The 17172-nt window shown below is 68.3% G+C and carries 16 protein-coding genes; 11 read left to right on the top strand and 5 right to left on the bottom strand.

Going from position 1 to position 17172, the window contains the following annotated elements:
• On the bottom strand, positions 1–669 hold the full coding sequence (locus tag ACFWUU_RS26775; protein WP_137256112.1) for a GntR family transcriptional regulator: 669 nt from the start codon (positions 667–669) through the stop codon (positions 1–3).
• 183 nt (positions 670–852) lie between these two features.
• Between ACFWUU_RS26775 and ACFWUU_RS26770 the strand changes: the two genes are divergently transcribed.
• Genes ACFWUU_RS26770 through ACFWUU_RS26760 form a run of 3 tightly spaced genes read left to right on the top strand, consistent with a single transcriptional unit; the run spans position 853 to position 3719 of the window.
• Positions 853–2466 (top strand): phage tail tip lysozyme, encoded by a 1614-nt coding sequence (locus ACFWUU_RS26770; protein WP_380179271.1) that lies wholly within the window; start codon positions 853–855, stop codon positions 2464–2466.
• Between the two features lie 21 nt (positions 2467–2487).
• Complete coding sequence (locus ACFWUU_RS26765; protein ID WP_137256113.1) at positions 2488–3102, top strand: S-layer protein; 615 nt, start codon at positions 2488–2490, stop codon at positions 3100–3102.
• Complete coding sequence (locus ACFWUU_RS26760) at positions 3039–3719, top strand: hypothetical protein (protein WP_380179269.1); 681 nt, start codon at positions 3039–3041, stop codon at positions 3717–3719. The genes ACFWUU_RS26765 and ACFWUU_RS26760 overlap by 64 nt, the downstream gene beginning before the upstream one ends.
• Here ACFWUU_RS26760 and ACFWUU_RS26755 read toward each other — a convergent pair.
• Complete coding sequence (locus ACFWUU_RS26755) at positions 3708–4580, bottom strand: dimethylarginine dimethylaminohydrolase family protein (RefSeq protein ID WP_380179267.1); 873 nt, start codon at positions 4578–4580, stop codon at positions 3708–3710. The genes ACFWUU_RS26760 and ACFWUU_RS26755 overlap by 12 nt on opposite strands.
• Before the next feature lie 156 nt (positions 4581–4736).
• Between ACFWUU_RS26755 and hisC the strand changes: the two genes are divergently transcribed.
• Both hisC and ACFWUU_RS26745 read left to right on the top strand, forming a co-directional pair.
• Positions 4737–5816 carry a histidinol-phosphate transaminase gene (gene hisC, locus ACFWUU_RS26750; protein WP_380179265.1) on the top strand — a complete coding sequence of 360 codons (1080 nt, stop codon included), beginning with the start codon at positions 4737–4739 and terminating at the stop codon, positions 5814–5816.
• Positions 5813–6520, top strand: a complete 708-nt coding sequence (locus ACFWUU_RS26745) for an SDR family NAD(P)-dependent oxidoreductase (protein ID WP_380179263.1) — start codon at positions 5813–5815, stop codon at positions 6518–6520. The genes hisC and ACFWUU_RS26745 overlap by 4 nt, the downstream gene beginning before the upstream one ends.
• Positions 6521–7536: 1016 nt before the next feature.
• On the opposite strand, the gene ACFWUU_RS26740 is transcribed toward ACFWUU_RS26745, so the two are convergent.
• Complete coding sequence (locus ACFWUU_RS26740) at positions 7537–8130, bottom strand: hypothetical protein (protein ID WP_137256118.1); 594 nt, start codon at positions 8128–8130, stop codon at positions 7537–7539.
• A 513-nt stretch (positions 8131–8643) separates the two neighbouring features.
• Positions 8644–9582 (bottom strand): EamA family transporter, encoded by a 939-nt coding sequence (locus tag ACFWUU_RS26735; RefSeq protein ID WP_380179261.1) that lies wholly within the window; start codon positions 9580–9582, stop codon positions 8644–8646.
• A 37-nt stretch (positions 9583–9619) separates the two neighbouring features.
• Here ACFWUU_RS26735 and ACFWUU_RS26730 point away from each other — a divergent pair, with 37 nt between their 5' ends.
• The 6 genes from ACFWUU_RS26730 (at position 9620) to ACFWUU_RS26705 (ending at position 16223) form a co-directional block, all read left to right on the top strand.
• On the top strand, positions 9620–10948 hold the full coding sequence (locus ACFWUU_RS26730; RefSeq protein WP_380179259.1) for a phytase: 1329 nt from the start codon (positions 9620–9622) through the stop codon (positions 10946–10948).
• 332 nt (positions 10949–11280) lie between these two features.
• The gene (gene pdhA / locus ACFWUU_RS26725; protein ID WP_380179257.1) at positions 11281–12444 is read left to right on the top strand and encodes a pyruvate dehydrogenase (acetyl-transferring) E1 component subunit alpha; all 1164 of its coding nucleotides are present in this window, start codon (positions 11281–11283) and stop codon (positions 12442–12444) included.
• A 3-nt stretch (positions 12445–12447) separates the two neighbouring features.
• Entirely contained in the window at positions 12448–13425 is a 978-nt protein-coding gene (locus ACFWUU_RS26720; protein ID WP_137256122.1) for an alpha-ketoacid dehydrogenase subunit beta, read from the top strand.
• The gene (locus ACFWUU_RS26715) at positions 13425–14774 is read left to right on the top strand and encodes a dihydrolipoamide acetyltransferase family protein (RefSeq protein WP_380179255.1); all 1350 of its coding nucleotides are present in this window, start codon (positions 13425–13427) and stop codon (positions 14772–14774) included. The genes ACFWUU_RS26720 and ACFWUU_RS26715 overlap by 1 nt, the downstream gene beginning before the upstream one ends.
• Positions 14775–14853: 79 nt before the next feature.
• Entirely contained in the window at positions 14854–15282 is a 429-nt protein-coding gene (locus tag ACFWUU_RS26710; protein WP_380179253.1) for a MerR family transcriptional regulator, read from the top strand.
• Complete coding sequence (locus tag ACFWUU_RS26705; protein ID WP_380179251.1) at positions 15279–16223, top strand: NAD-dependent epimerase/dehydratase family protein; 945 nt, start codon at positions 15279–15281, stop codon at positions 16221–16223. Before ACFWUU_RS26710 ends, ACFWUU_RS26705 begins: the two co-directional genes overlap by 4 nt.
• On the opposite strand, the gene ACFWUU_RS26700 is transcribed toward ACFWUU_RS26705, so the two are convergent.
• Positions 16203–17168, bottom strand: a complete 966-nt coding sequence (locus tag ACFWUU_RS26700; RefSeq protein ID WP_380179249.1) for a hypothetical protein — start codon at positions 17166–17168, stop codon at positions 16203–16205. The genes ACFWUU_RS26705 and ACFWUU_RS26700 overlap by 21 nt on opposite strands.
• Between the last annotated feature and the right edge of the window lie 4 nt (positions 17169–17172).

Genomic DNA, 17172 nt, shown 5'->3' with positions numbered 1-17172 from the left:
TCAGCTGGGTGGCATCGCTATGGCTTCCAGGAGCGACTCCTGGGCGCCTTCGAGGTGACGGCGGAGCTCGTCGACGCATTCGTCGAGCTCGCCGCGCTCGAGCAGCCGGATGAGCTTGCGGTGGGATGCGACCTGTTGGCGCGCGTCCTGCCGCAACGCGTCCACGCGGGCGAGTGCCAGTCGCGCCTCGCCGGTGATGGAGTCTGCGGTGGCTATCAGCCGCTCGCTGCCGGTCAGCGCGACCAGACTGCGGTGGATAGCGAGGTGCGTCTCGGTGAGCGCCTCGGGGTCGGCGCCGTCCTTGGCGGTCGCGGCGAACACCCGCATCGCCTCCCGGACCCGCTCCCGGGCCGCCTCGTCGGCGTCGAACCAGGCCCGGATCCCGGCTGATTCCAGCACGAACCGGGCCCGGCAGATGTCCGCCACCGCGTCGGGGTGCAGGATCGCGACGCTGACGCCCTTGTTCGGCTCGCGGACCGCGAGGCCCTCGGTGACCAGCATCGTCATCGCTTCGCGGATCGTGCTCCGGGCGACCCCCAGCGCCTCGGCGAGCGGTTGCTCGCGCAGCGGCGTACCGGGCTCGAGGTCGCCGGCGAACAGCGCGGCACGCAGCGCGTCGACCACCCGGTCCACCGTGGTCGAGCGGTCCACCCGCAGCCGTTCGTACATGGTGTGATTCTCGTCCAGACCCGGCCCGTTGTCGCGCGCGACCCGGCTCGTGGACCACCCCGGCCGCCCGCCTGTGGATAACTTCCGACATGATGACCCGGTTTTCGGGCAGCATTTCCCTCAGTGGCCGCCCCTCTTCGCGGACCGGCGCGGGAGTCCACTCGAGTGAGCGAGGAGCACAACGTGGGAGACAGCAGAGTGCTGCCGATCCTCGGCGCGATCGGGCTGTTCGTGTTGTTCCCGCTGCTGCTCGTCCTGGTGATGCTGCTCAGCGTGCTGGCCGGCTCGAGCTCGGCCGAGGCACAGTGCGCCCAGCAGGCCACCGAGCAGAGCCTGTTCGCCTACCCGACCGATTCGCAGAAGATCGACGTCGAGTGGACCGAGCCGCTGGCCGTCGCCCCGCACCAGGGCTACGACTTCAAGGTCGACGAGGGCAGCAAGGTCTACGCCTCGCAGGACGGCAAGGTCGTCAAGGCCTCCGACGGCGAGGTCCGGATCCGGCGCGAGGACGTCGAGACGCGGACGACGTACCTCAAGACCATCAGTGTCGCCCTCAACGCCGATGTGAAGCGCGGCGACGTGATCGGCACCTCCGGCACCGGCAACGAGGTTGCTCCGGGTCTGACCGGCCCGCACATCCACTGGGAGATGTGGGTCAACAAGGCCGAGAAGAAGGACGATCCCGCCGACTGGGAGACCCAGAAGCCGGACAAGAACCCGTTCGAGCTCGACACCTCCGACTCCGGTGGCGGCTGCACCTGCATGGACGGTGACCTGAGCGGCGCGAACAACCAGCAGAAGGCCTTCAACTACTTCGTCCAGAACGGATACACCAAGGAGCAGGCCGCCGGCATCGTCGGCAACATGATCAGCGAGTCCAGCGTCGAGCCGGGCCGCAAGCAGGGCACGGCGCCGGGGACGGTGACCAAGCCTGCGGACGTCCTCGGGTATTCGGGCGGTTGGGGCATCGTCCAGTGGACGCCGGCGTCCAAGATGATCAACCCGTCCCGCGATGCCGGGGTCGGCGACGACGTCATCGGCTCATTGGCCTACCAGCTGGACTTCCTGCACAAGCAACTCCTCGGCAAGCCGCCGCTGTCGGAGAAGGGCGCCGGTGACGCGGTCAAGGCAGCTACCAGCGTCGACGCGGCAGCGGTCGCGTTCGGCGGCCAGTTCGAGCGGTTCCAGGGGTACGAGGACCCGAACAACCCGCGGTACGCCGAGCGCAAGGCGAACGCCGAACACGTGCTCAACACGTTCGGCGGTTCGGCTCCGGCCGCCGGCAAGGGCGGCGACACCAGCGGGTGCGGCGCCGGCAGCGGCAACATCGCCGAGGTCGCGAAGAACCTGGCCTGGCCCGAGAGCGGTCACGACGGCACCGACGCGAGCCTTGCCAAGCCCGAGTTCGTTCAGGCGATGGCGAAGTACAACGACGGCGCCAGCGGCCAGACTCCGTACAGTGACTGCGGGCGGTTCGTCGCGACGGTGATGCACATGAGCGGCGCCGACCCGAAGTACCCGAACGTCGGCACCGACGTGCAGCGCACGTACCTCGAGTCCTCCGGGAAGTACGACTGGTGGCACGGCGAACCACCGGGCGGGATGAAGCCGGGCGACATCCTGAACGGCCCCGGCCATACGTACCTGTACGTCGGTCCGTGGGGCAAGGACGGCGGCGGGTACAACTCGGCGTCCGGGTCGCTCGGCGACCACGTGCCGGAGGCCGGTCACCTGTACGGCGTCGGCGGGCAGTTCACTGTCTACCGGCTGAAGAGCGCACCGGTGCCGAAGGACTGAGGAAAGGAACGGGAGCAGCTGATGCTGGAGGAGAACCGGCGGCCGTTGTTTATCGGCGTGGTCGCGCTGGCGGTCGTCGTCGTGCTGGTCGGTGGCATCCTGCTGTTCCGGGGCGGCTCCCAGACCAGCCTCACCGTGGAGTCCATCCCGAACGACCTGACCCTGAAGCTCGACGGCCACGAGATCCCCGCGAACGGCGAGGTCAAGATCAAGGCCGGCACGCACACGCTCGACGGTGAGCGCCGGGGCTTCCAGAGCTACTCGATGACGTTCACCGCCGAGGGCGATCGGCAGGCGGTCAAGATGTACCTCTACGCCAACAGCGCCGAGGGCCGCGAGTGGGCCAAGAACAACCCCGGCGAGGAGCTGAAGCTCGAGGCCGAAGCCGGCCAGCGGTACGACCAGACGCAGGCCAGGCTCAAGCAGAAGTACCCGATCCTCAGCCAACTCCCGTACGTCGGCGACGGCTTCGAGGCGACGTACACGAAGTCGAAGACCGACCCCACCAACCCCGAGGCGATCTCGGTGGTCATCGAGGTCTTCGGGCCCCAAGGCAAAGTGAAGGCCGACCAATGGATCCAAGGCTACGGCTGGGACCCGGCTACCCTCGACCTGATCTGGACCACAGGCAAGTAGAGCAAGAGCTGCTCGCAGCGGGGTGGACCCGCTGCGGCGTCGGCGACTGGGCGATCGCACTCCTGTCCCCGGACGGTACGGCGGTCGCGCGCATCAGCCCGTTCGATCCAGCCGGGCCGTACGTCGCCGCGGTGTACCGCGAGGCGTCGCACACTCGCCAGGTGCCGCAACTGTTCGCCCACCAACGGTTGACCGGTGGCGGCGACTTCCAGCTGATGGAGCGACTCGAGCCGGTTGACGAGGGTGAGGCCGCCGCATTCCACGACGCGATTGCTGCACGGGCGCCGGAGGTTGCTGACCTCGTGGACGTGGTGCGTCGCGTCCACGGGCGGGCTCAGAGCGAACTGCCGTGGTGCGGACCCTTGGACGACAACCCCGACAACGTCATGCGGACCGCCGACGGAAGACTGGTCATCGCAGACCTGTTCTCCGCCGACGGCCCGAAGCTCTACGCGACCGTCGTCTCGGACCCGGATCTCGTCGTCGCCCGGATCCCCGAGGCCGAGCGACGATTCATGACCGAGCTCCCGCTCGCCAACACCGGGTCGTGGGAGCCGGCGGTGCGGGAGTCGATGCGTGCCGGTCTCGCGGCCGCTGACGCGCGGTCAGGCGGGTAGGACGAGCTCTCCGCCGGGGGTGGTGATGCCGTCCAGCGGGAAGTCGAGAGGGTTGGTCAGGCAGCGGGCCGAGCCGCCGCCTTTGTGGAACTCGGAGAGGTCCAGCACGACCACCCGCAGGCCCAGGTCGGTGAAGATCGCGCGGAGGCGGGGGGAACAGGCCGGCATGATGATCGTCTCGTTGACCACGATCGAGTTCGCCGAGAAGGCGAAGGCTTCCTCGTCGGTGAGGACGATCGGGTCGGGGACGATGCCGAAGAGTTCGGCCTGGCTGGCGGCGTCGAACGCCGGCGGGTAGACCATCGCGTGGGTACTGTCCACCGGGCAGAACGGCAGGTCCAGGTGGTACATGCCCTCATGCGCGATCCGCAGACCCCGGACGCGGATGTTCCACCCGGTCGCGAGGTGCTTGAGCGCGTCGGCCTCGGTCCGCGGCCCGTACCCGACGACCAGGCTGTCGCCGTACACGAAGGCATCCCCGGACTCGAAGTGCGGCCCGACCCCCTCGCCGCCGGTCCGGTCGAGCCGGAACCCGTGGCCGGTGAACCACTCGGCCGCGCTGAGCGACTCCTTGCGGCGCGGCTCGAAGCGCATGTGGGAGAGCATCGCGCGACCGTCCGCGGCCGCCAGCCCGAGGTTCATCGCGTACACCATGTCGGGGGAGTCCTGGCGCTGCTCCAGCACCTCGACCTCGCCGCCCGCGTCCACGATCGCCTGCTGCAGTGAGTCCCACTGCTTGAGTGTCAGCGCGGGGTCCGGCTGGTCCTGCGTCGACATGTACGGATTGATCACGTAGTCGATCCGGAAGTGGTCCGGCCGGACCATCAGATAGCGACGACCCCACTCCAGCGGCTGTCCCATGAACACCCTCCCATGACCGATGAGATCCAGTGTCAGATCTCCTGATTGTCCGACAATCAGTCAGTTTGAGGTTCGACGTACCCGGAGTCAAACGGTGTGCGCGAGGTCGCTCGAAGGAGGCTGGTTCCGGCGTGAGGTAAGGACTAACCTGCGGGCATGACCCCTGACAACGAGGTTCGATTTCGCGCCTGCCTGGACGACGTCGCGGCTTACAAGCCGGGCCGTCCGCCGGCGCGCACCGACGGCCGGCCGACGTACAAGTTGTCCAGCAACGAGAACCCGTACCCGCCGCTGCCGGGTGTGCTCGCCGCCGCGACCGAGGCCGCGGCCCAGATGAACCGCTACCCGGACATGGGCTGCGTCGAGCTGCTCGACGCGCTGTCCGCGCGGTTCGGCGTACCGGTCAGCGACCTCGCGGTCGGGACCGGATCGGTCGCACTGCTCTACCACCTGCTGCAGGCGACGGTCTCGGAGGGTGACGAGGTCGTCTACGCCTGGCGTTCGTTCGAGGCGTACCCGATCGCGGTCCAGCTGACCGGCGCCACATCGGTCCAGGTGCCGCTGACCGCCGACGCCCGCCACGACTTCAAGGCGATGGAGGCGGCGATCACCGACCGCACCAAGGTCGTGCTGGTCTGTACGCCGAACAACCCGACCGGCCCCGTCGTACGCCGGGACGAGCTGCTCGCCTTCCTGGACGTCGTACCGTCCAACGTGCTGGTCGTGCTGGACGAGGCGTACCGCGAGTTCGTCCGGGATGCCGATGTCGTTGACGGGGTCGAGGTGTACCGCGACCGGCCGAATGTGGTCGTGATGCGGACGTTCTCGAAGGCTTATGGGCTGGCGGGCTTCCGGGTCGGGTACGCGATCGGTCATCCGCCGGTGGTCGCCGCGATCCGCAAATGTGCGTTGCCGTTCGGCGTCAGCTACGTCGCGCAGTCGGCGGCGATCGCGTCCCTGGCCGTCGAGGAGGAGCTCCTCGAGCGGGTCGACGCGCTGGTTGTCGAGCGGACCCGCGTCGTCGACGAGCTGCGGTCGGCCGGCTGGGACGTGCCGGAGACGGAGACGAACTTCGTGTGGCTCGACCTCGGCGACGACACCGTGAGATTCGCCGAAGCCGTGCAGGCCGAGGGTGTCTCGGTCCGCCCGTTCCCCGGTGACGGCGTACGCGTCACCATCGGTGAGACCGAAGCCAACGACCTCTTCCTCGGCGTCGCCCGCGCTTGGCGCCAGTGACCGCGCTCGTCTGGATCTCCGGCGCATCGGCCGGGATCGGCGCGGCCCTCGCTGCGGCGGTGCCGTTCCCGGACGCCCGCGTCATTGACATCTCCCGCCGCGGCGGTACGCCGAACCACCTGCGGGCTGACCTCTCGAACCCCGCCGACTGGGCTGTCGTCGAAGAGCACCTCACGAAGGAACTAGCGCAGTACGACGGCGACCACGCGATCTTCATCCACAACGCCGGCACGATCACGCCGATCGGTCCCGCGGCCGGCGCCGACCCGGACGCCTACACGCGGGCGGTCCTGCTCAACTCCGCCGCTCCGCAGGTGTTGGGCGCTGCGTTCCTGCGCGCCTCCGCCCACCTCTCGTGCGAACGCCACCTGATCCTGCTCTCGTCAGGAGCCGCGAAGACGGCGTACGCCGGCTGGTCGTCGTACAACGCCGGCAAGGCAGCCTTAGAGCACTGGGTCCGCACTGTCGGCCAGGAACAACCAGCCAACTCCCACGTCATTGCGGTGGCCCCCGGCGTGGTCGACACCGCCATGCAGTCCGAAATCCGCGCCACACCCGAATCCGACTTCCCGTCGGTGTCCCGCTTCCACGACCTGAAGCACTCCGGCTCCCTAACCACCCCCGAAGCAGCCGCCACCGGCATCTGGTCCCTCCTAACCCGAAACCTCCCCAACGGCTCCTGCGTAGACCTCCGCCACCTCTAGGCACTGCGGCCAGCCGTCGCGGTACTGCGGACGAGCGTGTGGGAAGCCCATCGCGGTGCTACGCGCGCCTCCTCCGTCGCCGTGCTCCGCGCCGCACCCGCCCACCCCGGGCTTATCGCCCGGAGCATCCTTTCCGGCTATTGCCGAACCTGCCGGCTTATCGCCGCATCTTCCGGCTGTCGCCGGGACCTTCCGGCTTATCGCCGGACTGCCGGCTTATCGCCGGAGTTGCGGGCTGCCGCCCGCCTGCGACCGCCCCGTGGTCCGGCGTGGCCGTGGTGATCAAGCCAGCCGCACCTCCCGGGACACCGCCGGACTGGCCGACCTGGGAGCTCGCCGCCCACCTGCGCCCGCCTCGTGATCTTGCGCGACCGAGCCGGCCTACCTCCTGCGGGTGAGCGCTCGACCTGCTGGCTACCGCCGGAGCTGTCGGCCACCGCCGGAGCTGTCGGCCACCGCCGGATCTGTCAGACATCGCTGGGGGTGCCGGCCGATCCGCCCGTAACGGCCTCGTGCTGCCGCGCGGCTGTGGCGGGCGACTGTGGCCGGCGACCGGCATGCCCTCCCGAGCGATCAAGCGGGCTGCGGTCCCACGTCGGCCACGCGAGGCTGTGCGACCATCGCCGGTTCCCCGGACTGGGAGTTCCGCCGGTGATCGCGGCACACGCTGTACTCACCCGCGGGCGGCAGCCCGCAACTCCCGGCGATAAGCCGGCAGGTCCGGCGGCAGCCGGAAGAGCCCGGCGATAGCCGGAAGAGCCCGGCGATAAGCCGGAAGGGGATGCACCGGCGGTAGCCGGGGGTGGGTGGGTGCGTGTGGAGCGGGCGCGCTGAGGAGCGGAGCGACGAGGGAAGCGCCTGCGGAGCACGCGGGGGCTACTCACTCGCCGTACATAAAGAGCGGCGCCGGGAGGAGTGAGGCTTGCTCCCGGCGCCGCGGTTGTTGCGGTGTTGCTCCGAATCAGTCAACCCACCGAGGTGGCTGGTTCGGGTCCTGCATCACTGACCAGGGAGGGTCAGTTGTTCTGCTCGTTGCTCTGCTCGCAGGTCTTGAGCGAGTCGACGGAGTTGCCGTCGTTGTCCAGGCCGAGGATGCCGGTCGGGTTCGTCAGCGGCACGGTGCCGCCGATGCCCGTGGCGTCGACCTCGTTGTGGCAGACCTGCCACGGGCCGACCTTGTTGTCGGAGATCGAGACAACGCCGTTGCCGTCAGCCTTGTACCACTTGCGGTTCTGCTCGTTGCTCTGCTCGCAGGTCTTGACGGCGGTCACGCTGTTGCCGTCGTTGCCCCAGCCAACGATGCCGGTGATGTCCTCAGCCGGCACGGTGCCGCCGATGCCGGTACCGGCACCGAAGTTGTGGCAGGCCTGGACCGCACCGAGGTCGTTGCGGTCAAGGGCGACCAGCGAGCCGTCCTTGTGCATGCCCCACCAGCGAGCGTGGCCGTTGTCGTAGCCCTTGCTGGCCGCCGACGCCGCGTCGGCCAGGCCGGTGTCCTGAGCCTTCTTCTGCGCGTCGTCCAGAACGTTGGCGCTCACCATGGTGGCCAGGCCCAGGGTGGCGACGGTCGCCACTGCCGCAGCCGCGACGATCTTGCGAGTTACCTGCATTATGCCAGGTTTCCTTTCGGGTTTGACGGATTCGTCTTAGTGCTAACGACACCTGGCAGCACCGGTTACAAACTTTTTCGTCAACTTTTTTCGCCCCGCGCGCATACATAGTTGTCCGGTGATGAGTTTCCTGACGAAGCAATCAATCCCGTGCTGACCAGGCAACTTATCAGCAACGGCACGGTCGGAAGAGCGAGCGGAAGTTGAGACAGAAGCACCCGTAACCGAGGTCGGGTTACGTCGTTGAGTCAGCGCGGGTGACGGATGCCCGGTGAATCGGAAGATTGTTTCGGTGGGCTCGGTGGTCGCCGAATTGGCAATAGCACGATCCGCCGGAATATCGTTGGAACCATTGCCGGAGTTTCGCGCCGTGTTTTTTCGGGGCAGGGCGCGACCGGCGTCAGGCCCGCTGCCGCGCGCATCGGCAGCGGTGGGAGACCCGGGTCCCTCGTGGGCCCGGGTCTTTCCTTGTCTACGCCGTACTGCGCCGTGCGACGGCGCCCGCCGGCTGTACTACTTGCGCCGCCGCTCCGACGTGACCACGAGCGCAACGCCCACGATGATCACCGCGCCGCCAAGCAGGATCTGCCAGGTCAGGCTCTCGCTCAGGATCAGCCACCCCAGGAACACAGCCACCGCCGGGTTCACGTACGCGTACGTCCCGACCAGCGAGATCGGCGCGTTCGCGAGCAGATACGAGTACGCCGTGTACGCGAGCAGCGATCCGAACACGACCAGGTACGCCAGCCCGATCCAGCCCGAGCCGTCGATCCGACCCAGCTGCAGTCGCGCCGGCTCGCCACGCAGTACGCCGAGCAACACCATCGCCGTACCGCCGAAGACCATCTCGTAGAGCGCCGTCACCAGCGGGTCCCGCGGCAGTCCGAGCCGAGGAGCGAACCGCGAACCGATCGCCCAGCAGATCGTGCCGACGACAAGGATCGCGACCGACAACGGCTTGGCGCTCGTGTTGCCACCCGACAACGCGAGCAACGCCGCCCCGCCGAACCCGATCAGTACGCCGACCCACGTCATCGCGCGCGGCCGCTCACCGCCGCCGACCCGCAGCAACATCAGCCACAACGGAATCGCCGCGACGAGCAGTGCCGCCAACCCGGACGGGACCGTCTGCTCCGCGATCGCCACCGCACCGTTGCCAAAGGCAAGCAGCAGTACGCCGACAGTCGCCGCGCCGATCGCCTCCTGCCGCGTGATCCGCAGCCGCTTCCAGCCGGACTTCAAAGCCAGGCCGGCCGCCATTAGTACTGCGGCTGTGAGGAAGCGCGTCGCCATCCCGAGCATCGGCGGGATGTCCGCGTCAACGACCACCCGGATTGCGAGGTACGTCGAACCCCAGACGACGTACACGACCGTGAGCGCGGTCCAGATCATCGCGCCGGAGGCCGGGCGGGAACCGGTCTCGACCGCTGCGGCCGGAGCGGAGGCGGCCATCGAAGTCTCCTCACGATGTCAGGGGCGTCATGCGCTAATGACCCTTACGCTATGGCTCGGCGAACTGCCGCACAAGGCGGTTTCCGGCCAGCAATCCGCTGTTTCCCGCCAGGCCATCGGCACCGGGCAGGGTGCGGCTACTGCCGTCGTCGTGAGGAGAACGAAGATGCGGATCGCCGGTGTAGTCGTTGCTGCGCTGACCGTGACGCTCGGGGTGCACCCGGCGTACGCGAGTGGGCTGACGGAGGTGACCGCCGCCGCCGAGACCGCGCCGAACTGGGACGACGAGGCCGGCGGCGATGCTAACGCGGACGACCCGGCGATCTGGGTCGACCAGAAGAACCCCGGGCGCAGCGTTGTCCTGGGCACGCTGAAGAACGGCGGGCTCACGGTCTTCGACCTGACCGGCAAACAGGTGCAGCGGTTCGCCACGCCGCCCGCGCCGGAGGAGGGGCAGGAGCCAGGCCGGTTCAACAACGTCGACATCGTCGGGAACCTCGCCGTCGTCACCGACCGCGGCCGCGACCAGCTCCGCACGTACGCGATCAAGAACGGCCGGCTCACCGACGTCACCAGCGACCGGGCGCCGCTCGTGTTCAGTAAGAACAGAGAAGAGGTGCAGGACCAGCACACGGCGTACGGTCTCGCGGCGACCTCGATCAAGGGCCAGCCCGTCGTCGCGGTGACCCGGCGGAGCGAGACGCGCGTCGCGTTCCTCCGGCTCGTCCCGGACGGCCGCGGCAAGACGACATACCAAACGGTTTGGTATGTCGATCTGCCGGCGAGCTTCAAACTGTCGAACGGCACCACCTGGTCGCCGTGCGAGGAGCCGGGCGATCGGCCGCAGCTCGAGGGCATGGTGTTCGACCGCACCACCAACGACCTGTACGCCGCCCAGGAGGACGTCGGCATCTGGCGGATCCCGCAGCACGGCATGCCGGAGCTGCTGGAGAAGGTCCGCGAGTTCGGCCAGAAGGCTGTCTACAACGAGCAGACCGAGGAGTGTGAGGCGGCCGGACCGGTCAGCCCGGATGCCGGCAAGCACCTCAGTGCCGACGCCGAGGGTCTGACGATCGCGTACGAGCACGGTCGGCGCACGCTGTACGCGTCCAGCCAGGGCGACTCGACGTTCGCGAGCTACCGGATGGACGGGCGCCGGTTGGTCTACCGGTCCGGATTCGAGGTCGTCGACGGCCCGGCGGCGGACGGCGTACAGCACAGCGACGGTGCCGCGGTGACCACCGAGCCGCTCGGAGCGCGGTTCCCGCACGGGTTGTTCGCCGTACATGACGGAGATAACACCCCGGGTGACGGCGACCGCGAAGGCACCAACTTCAAGCTGGTCCGGCTGGAGAAACTGCCCTGATCGAGACGAACTTGTGACACATGTCGTTGATGTGCCGGATTTCTGTAATATGAGCGCTGGGATGGGACCAGTGGATGGACTGGTGTCTCATCCTGAGACCGTTTTCGGTACCGCCGTACCCGCGAGCGTCCAGACAGTTAGCGGATCAGGCACCCGGTCGGTACGGTGTCCGGCAAGATGGGAGTGAGACCGGTGAGGTGGTCCACTACCAGCAGTGCATCAACCCCTGGAATCACGCGGACCAGCCTGCGAAAGCCTCATCCGGCGAAACGGGCCGGCCCCGTGCAACGTTGCGGTCGCGGCGATCCCGCGCTCGAACCCGAGGAGTGCATGTGAGTGAGTCGGTGCCGGGGACTCCCCCGGAAGTGTTCGCGCCCGTGGAGGCGCCGGTCAGTCCGCCCCAGGCCTCCGAAGAGGTCGAGTTCGTCCAGCTGCTGACGCCCGAAGGTGAGCGCGTCGAGAACCCGGACTACTCGTTCGATCTCGACGACGAGGCGATCAAGGGCTTCTACCGGGACATGGTCCTGGTCCGCCGGATCGACGCCGAGGCGACCGCCCTGCAGCGCCAGGGTGAGCTCGGGCTGTGGGCGTCCCTGCTCGGTCAGGAGGCCGCGCAGATCGGCTCCGGCCGGGCGTTGAACGACAGGGACATGGTCTTCCCGACGTACCGCGAGCACGGTGTCGCGTGGTGCCAGGGCGTCGACCCGCTGCGGCTGCTCGGCCTGTTCCGCGGCGTCGACCAGGGCGGCTGGGACCCCAAGGACAACAACTTCCACCTGTACACGATCGTGATCGGCGCGCAGACGCTGCACGCGACCGGGTACGCGATGGGTCAGCAGCGCGACCACGCGATCGGCGACGCCGAGAGCGGCGAGGCGACGATCGCGTACTTCGGTGACGGCGCCAGCAGCCAGGGCGACGTGAACGAGGCGTTCATCTGGGCCTCGGTGTTCAACGCGCCGGTGGTGTTCTTCTGCCAGAACAACCAGTGGGCGATCTCGGAGCCGATCGACCGGCAGACCCGGATCCCGCTGTACCAGCGCGCCGCCGGCTTCGGCTTCCCCGGCGTCCGCGTCGACGGCAACGACGTGCTCGCGACGTACGCCGTCACGCAGCAGGCACTGAAGCGGGCCCGCGAAGGCAGCGGGCCGACGCTGATCGAGGCGTACACGTACCGGATGGGTGCGCACACCACGTCCGACGACCCGACGAAGTACCGGCTGAACGAGGACCTCGAGCACTGGAAGCTCAAGGACCCGATCGAGCGCGTGCACGCGTACCTGGCCCGGCACGCCGGGATCGACCACGACTTCTTCGACGAGGTCGAGGCCGAGGCGGACAAGATCGCCGCCGAGCTGCGGGCCGGCTGCCTCGCGCTGCCGGAGCCGGTGCTCACCGACTTCTTCCAGCACGTGTACGTCGAGGAGACGCCGCAGCTGGCCGAGCAGCGTGACCAGTACGCCGCGTACGCTGCGTCGTTCGAAGGCGAGGGCTGAGCGATGACCAAGATCACTCTCGGCAAGGCCATCAACGCGGGCCTGCGGGCCGCGATGGAGAAGGACCCGAAGGTCGTCGTCATGGGCGAGGACATCGGCAAGCTCGGCGGAGTCTTCCGCGTCACCGAGGGCCTGCAGAAGGACTTCGGCGAGGACCGCGTCATCGACACCCCGCTGGCCGAGTCCGGCATCATCGGCACCGCGGTCGGCCTGGCGCTGCGCGGGTACCGGCCGGTCTGCGAGATCCAGTTCGACGGGTTCGTGTTCCCGGCGTACGACCAGATCATCAACCAGGTCGCGAAGATGCACTACCGCTCCGCGGGCCGGATCAAGATGCCGGTTGTCATCCGGATCCCGTACGGCGGTGGCATCGGCGCCGTCGAGCACCACTCGGAGTCGCCGGAGACGCTGTTCGCGCATGTCCCGGGGCTGAAGGTGGTCTCGTGTGGCGATCCGGTGGACGCGTACTGGATGATCCAGCAGGCGATCTCGTCGGACGACCCGGTCGTGTTCTTCGAGCCGAAGCGCCGGTACCACGAGAAGGCGGAGCTGGACGAGTCCGTGCCGCCCGTGCAGCCTCTGCACCAGGCGAAGGTGGTCCGCGAGGGCACCGACGCGACGCTTTTCTGCTACGGCCCGATGGTGAAGACCTGCCTGCAGGCGGCCGAGGCCGCGGTCGAGGACGGGCGCAACCTCGAGGTCGTGGACCTGCGGACGATCGCGCCGCTGGACCTCGCGACGATCTTCGCGTCGGTGAAGAAGACGCGGCGGGCGCTGGTGGTGCACGAGGCGCCGCTGTCGCTCGGGACGGGATCTGAGATCGCGGCGCGGGTGACCGAGGAGTGCTTCTATCATCTCGAGGCTCCCGTACTGCGGGTGACCGGGTACGACACGCCTTATCCGCCGTCGCGGATGGAGGACGACTACCTGCCTGACCTGGACCGGGTGCTGGACGGCGTCGACCGGGTGATGGAGTACTGATGGGCATCCAGCAGTTCCGCCTCCCCGACGTCGGTGAGGGGCTGGTCGAGGCCGAGATCGTCAGCTGGAAGGTCAAGCCCGGCGACACGGTCAAGCTCAACGACACCATCGTCGAGATCGAAACCGCGAAGTCGCTGGTCGAGCTACCGGTCCCGTTCGCCGGGGTCATCAGCGAGTTGTTGGTGCCCGAAGGCGAGACAGTTCCCGTCGGTACGCCGATCATCTCGGTCCAGACCGACTCCGCCGACGGCTCTCCCGAGGACCTCGTACCAACGATCCCCGAGCCAGAAGAGTCCGGCGGCCGCACCGCAGTCCTGGTCGGCTACGGCCCCAAAACCACCGAAGCCAAACGCCGAGCCCGCAAGTCGGCTGGTCCTGCACCTGTTGCTGCACCTGTTGCTGCACCTGTTGCTGCACCGCCGATTGCAACCCCAGCACCCACACCTGAACCAGTTGTTGCTGAGGGCAACGGTGCTGCGGTGCATGTGCTGGCTAAGCCGCCCGTGCGGAAGTTGGCGAAGGATCTGGGGATTGATCTGGCTTCGGTGACTGCTACCGGGCCGGGTGGTGTGATCACGCGCGCGGACGTCGAAGGGCACGTCGCCGCTCCGGCTGCGGTTGAGTACGAGCCCGCGCCGGTTGTGAGTGCGCAGGGTGACACCCGCGTGCCGGTGAAGGGTGTGCAGAAGGTGATGGCGCAGGCGATGGTTGCCAGTGCGTTCACCGCGCCGCATGTGACCGAGTGGATCACCGTCGACGTCAGCGCCACGATGGAGCTCGTCGAGCGGTTGAAGGCCGACAAGGCGTTCCGCGACCTCCGCGTCTCCCCGCTCCTCATCGTCGCGAAGGCAGTCACGCTGGCAGCCCGTCGTACGCCGATCATCAACGCGGCCTGGGACGAGCAGGCGCAGGAGATCGTGTACAAGGGTGCGGTCAACCTCGGCATCGCCGCGGCCACCCCGCGCGGGTTGATCGTCCCGAACATCAAGGGCGCCGACTCGCTCACCCTGCCCGACCTGTGCAAGGCGCTGAACGACCTGGTCGCCACCGCCCGCGAGGGCAAGACCCAACCGGCCGACCAGGCCGGCGGCTCGTTCACGATCACCAACGTCGGCGTGTTCGGCGTCGATGCCGGTACGCCGATCATCAACCCGGGCGAGGCCGCCATCCTCGCGTTCGGCGCGGTCCGCAAGCAGCCGTGGGTGGTGGACGACGAGATCGTCCCGCGCTGGATCACCACGCTCGCGCTGTCCTTCGACCACCGCCTGATCGACGGCGAGAAGGGCTCGATCTTCCTCTCCGACGTCGCCGGCATCCTCGAGGACCCGGCCCGCGCGCTGATGTTCTGATAGTCCGAAAGAAGGGCCCGGGTAACCCCCGGGCCCTTCTGTTTGACCTCAAGCGCTTGAGGTGTGTGACCGTGGCGGCATGACGGTTTTCACCATTCAGGAAGTCTCCCGACGGAGCGGCCTGAGCGAGCCGACGCTGCGGTACTACGAGGACGCCGGCCTCATCGGCCCGATCGACCGCGACGCGCAGAGCGGTCACCGCCGCTACCGCGACGCGGACGTCGACACCCTCGAAGCGCTGGCCTGCCTCCGCGCGGTCGGCGTCGGCATCAGCGATATGCGCACGTACCTCGCCAACCGGACCCGCGGTCGCCAGGCCGCGGCCGAACAACGCGACCTGCTCCTGCGCCACGCCGAGCGGATCGAGGCCGAGATCGCCGCGCAGCGCGTGCGGCTCGAGTACCTCCGCGAGAAGGCCGCGCTCTGGGACGCCCGCGACCGCGGCGACGACACCGCCGAGGCCGAGTCGATCCAGCGCCTGATCGGCGTCGTGGAGGTACTCCGATGATCCTGGTCACCGGCGGCTCCGGCTACCTCGCCACCCACTTGATCGCTCTTCTCCTCCGCAACGACCATCAGGTCCGTACGACGGTCCGCTCGACGAGCCGCAACGCCGAACTGCGTGCCGCCGTACGCCGAGGTGGCGCGGACGATGCGGGCCTGGAGATCGTGGTTGCGGACCTCATGTCCGATGAAGGCTGGCCCGCCGCGGTCGCGGGCTGCGATGAGGTTCATCACGTCGCCTCGCCGATCCCGTTCACCCAGCCGGAGGATCCCGACGAGCTGATCGTCCCGGCACGCGAAGGCACGCTGCGGGTACTGCGGGCAGCGCGTGACGCCGGCGCGCGGCGCGTCGTACTCACGTCGTCGTTCGCGGCCGTCGGCTACACGCCGAAGCCCACCGCCGAGTTCACCGAGGACGACTGGACGGATCCCGATACGCCCGGCCTCGCGCCGTACCCACGCTCGAAGGCGATCGCCGAGCGCGCCGCCTGGGACCTGATGCGCGACGCCGACACCGAACTCGTGGTCGTGAACCCGACCGGCATCTTCGGCCCGACCCTCACCACCAACCTCCGTTCGTCGACCCAGCTGATCAAGTCGATGCTCGACGGCACGATGAAGGTCGCGCCACGAGCCCGCTTCGGCGTGGTCGACGTACGCGATGTCGCCGACCTCCACATTCGCACCATGGCCACACCCGATGCCGCAGGCAAACGTTTCCTTGCCGTCGCCAACGATCCGACCACCAGTTTTCTGGAAATAGCTCAACTCCTGGGCCCACCTGCGCCCACCGAAGAAGCCCCCGGCCCCGACCTACCTCGCCCGATTATCCACAACGACCGAGCCCGCATCGAACTCGCCTGGCAACCTCGCGACCTCAAAACGACCATCCTCGAAACCGCCGAAAGCCTCCGCGAGCTCGGCTTAGTGCCAGGCGTCCTCTGAGCGCCACCGCCACCCGGCCATCGAGGGCCGGCCCCGCTGACCGACGACCATCGAATGGAACGTTACGGACCAACTCCGTGGTGGTGTCCGAAGCCTACGCATCACCTCGTCGGCCACTTCTTCCGGTGATCGCCCGCGCAGCGGGAACCGCAGGAACACCTGGAACTTCTCCGCCGGGGCGAACAACGCCACCAGGAACTTGTCCGGATCCCGATGATCCGCCGCGGCCCAGCTCAGCTCGAGCCCGACACGGCTGAGCGAATCGCGATCCACGCCCTCCAGTACCAGCCGCGACACCGTGTCGACCGGCCGCTGCCAACTCTGATCCGCCGCGAGCTGCTCGATCGCGACGTCGTACGCCGCAGCTCCGAACGAAACCCCGTGATCGAACGGCACATCGGCGTACCAATCCCAATGAACCACACCGCCGTCGCGGGTGACCAGCGCCTCGGTCGACCCGCAGCCCGGCTCGCCACAGGTGCATCGGGCAACTAAAACCCGCCGTGGCTCCACCGTCGCGACGAGCTGATTCGTCGGGACGATCAGGTCGAACGGGTGCATGCCCATCCCGGCGCCGGCCTCGGTGATCTCGAAGCCGTTGACGTACACGAGAATCTCGAAGGACCGTTCGAGTTCGCGCGCCTGGACGATCTCGAAGCGCACCTCGTCGGTGGGGAGCCGGGCGTAGGTCGTGCCGTCCTCAGTCACCTTCTGACCGGGCGAATCGCGGACGGGACGGGGGATCGAGAGCTCCTCAAGCGAGCTCCGCATGAGCGTGCGCAGGTCCTTGGAACGGGTCGATCGAGGCGCGCCGGCCAACTCACGCAGGGTCGGGGAGTCGAGGCCCTCGGCGAGGAACCGGGTGGCCACGTCGATCAAGTCGGTCGCGCCGGGCGTATGGCGCGCTGCGGCGTCGTAGAAGCGCTGCTCGACGGAGTAGTCCACGGGA

Origin of the sequence: Kribbella sp. NPDC058693 (genome assembly GCF_042715335.1) — a bacterium.
In the GTDB taxonomy this organism is placed as follows: Bacteria; Actinomycetota; Actinomycetes; order Propionibacteriales; family Kribbellaceae; genus Kribbella; species Kribbella jiaozuonensis.
Note: the sequence above shows the minus strand (reverse complement) of the source record. Positions and strands in the feature narration are given on the sequence as shown.

Bases quoted from the DNA above. Each gene is read 5' to 3' on its own strand.
- ACFWUU_RS26775 (WP_137256112.1), bottom strand. From the start codon at position 669: ATGTACGAACGGCTGCGGGTGGACCGCTCGACCACGGTGGACCGGGTG.
- ACFWUU_RS26765 (WP_137256113.1), top strand. From the start codon at position 2,488: ATGCTGGAGGAGAACCGGCGGCCGTTGTTTATCGGCGTGGTCGCGCTG.
- ACFWUU_RS26760 (WP_380179269.1), top strand. From the start codon at position 3,039: ATGGATCCAAGGCTACGGCTGGGACCCGGCTACCCTCGACCTGATCTG.
- ACFWUU_RS26755 (WP_380179267.1), bottom strand. From the start codon at position 4,580: ATGGGACAGCCGCTGGAGTGGGGTCGTCGCTATCTGATGGTCCGGCCG.
- hisC (WP_380179265.1), top strand. From the start codon at position 4,737: ATGACCCCTGACAACGAGGTTCGATTTCGCGCCTGCCTGGACGACGTC.
- ACFWUU_RS26740 (WP_137256118.1), bottom strand. From the start codon at position 8,130: ATGCAGGTAACTCGCAAGATCGTCGCGGCTGCGGCAGTGGCGACCGTC.
- ACFWUU_RS26735 (WP_380179261.1), bottom strand. From the start codon at position 9,582: ATGGCCGCCTCCGCTCCGGCCGCAGCGGTCGAGACCGGTTCCCGCCCG.
- ACFWUU_RS26730 (WP_380179259.1), top strand. From the start codon at position 9,620: ATGACCCTTACGCTATGGCTCGGCGAACTGCCGCACAAGGCGGTTTCC.
- ACFWUU_RS26720 (WP_137256122.1), top strand. From the start codon at position 12,448: ATGACCAAGATCACTCTCGGCAAGGCCATCAACGCGGGCCTGCGGGCC.
- ACFWUU_RS26715 (WP_380179255.1), top strand. From the start codon at position 13,425: ATGGGCATCCAGCAGTTCCGCCTCCCCGACGTCGGTGAGGGGCTGGTC.
- ACFWUU_RS26710 (WP_380179253.1), top strand. From the start codon at position 14,854: ATGACGGTTTTCACCATTCAGGAAGTCTCCCGACGGAGCGGCCTGAGC.
- ACFWUU_RS26705 (WP_380179251.1), top strand. From the start codon at position 15,279: ATGATCCTGGTCACCGGCGGCTCCGGCTACCTCGCCACCCACTTGATC.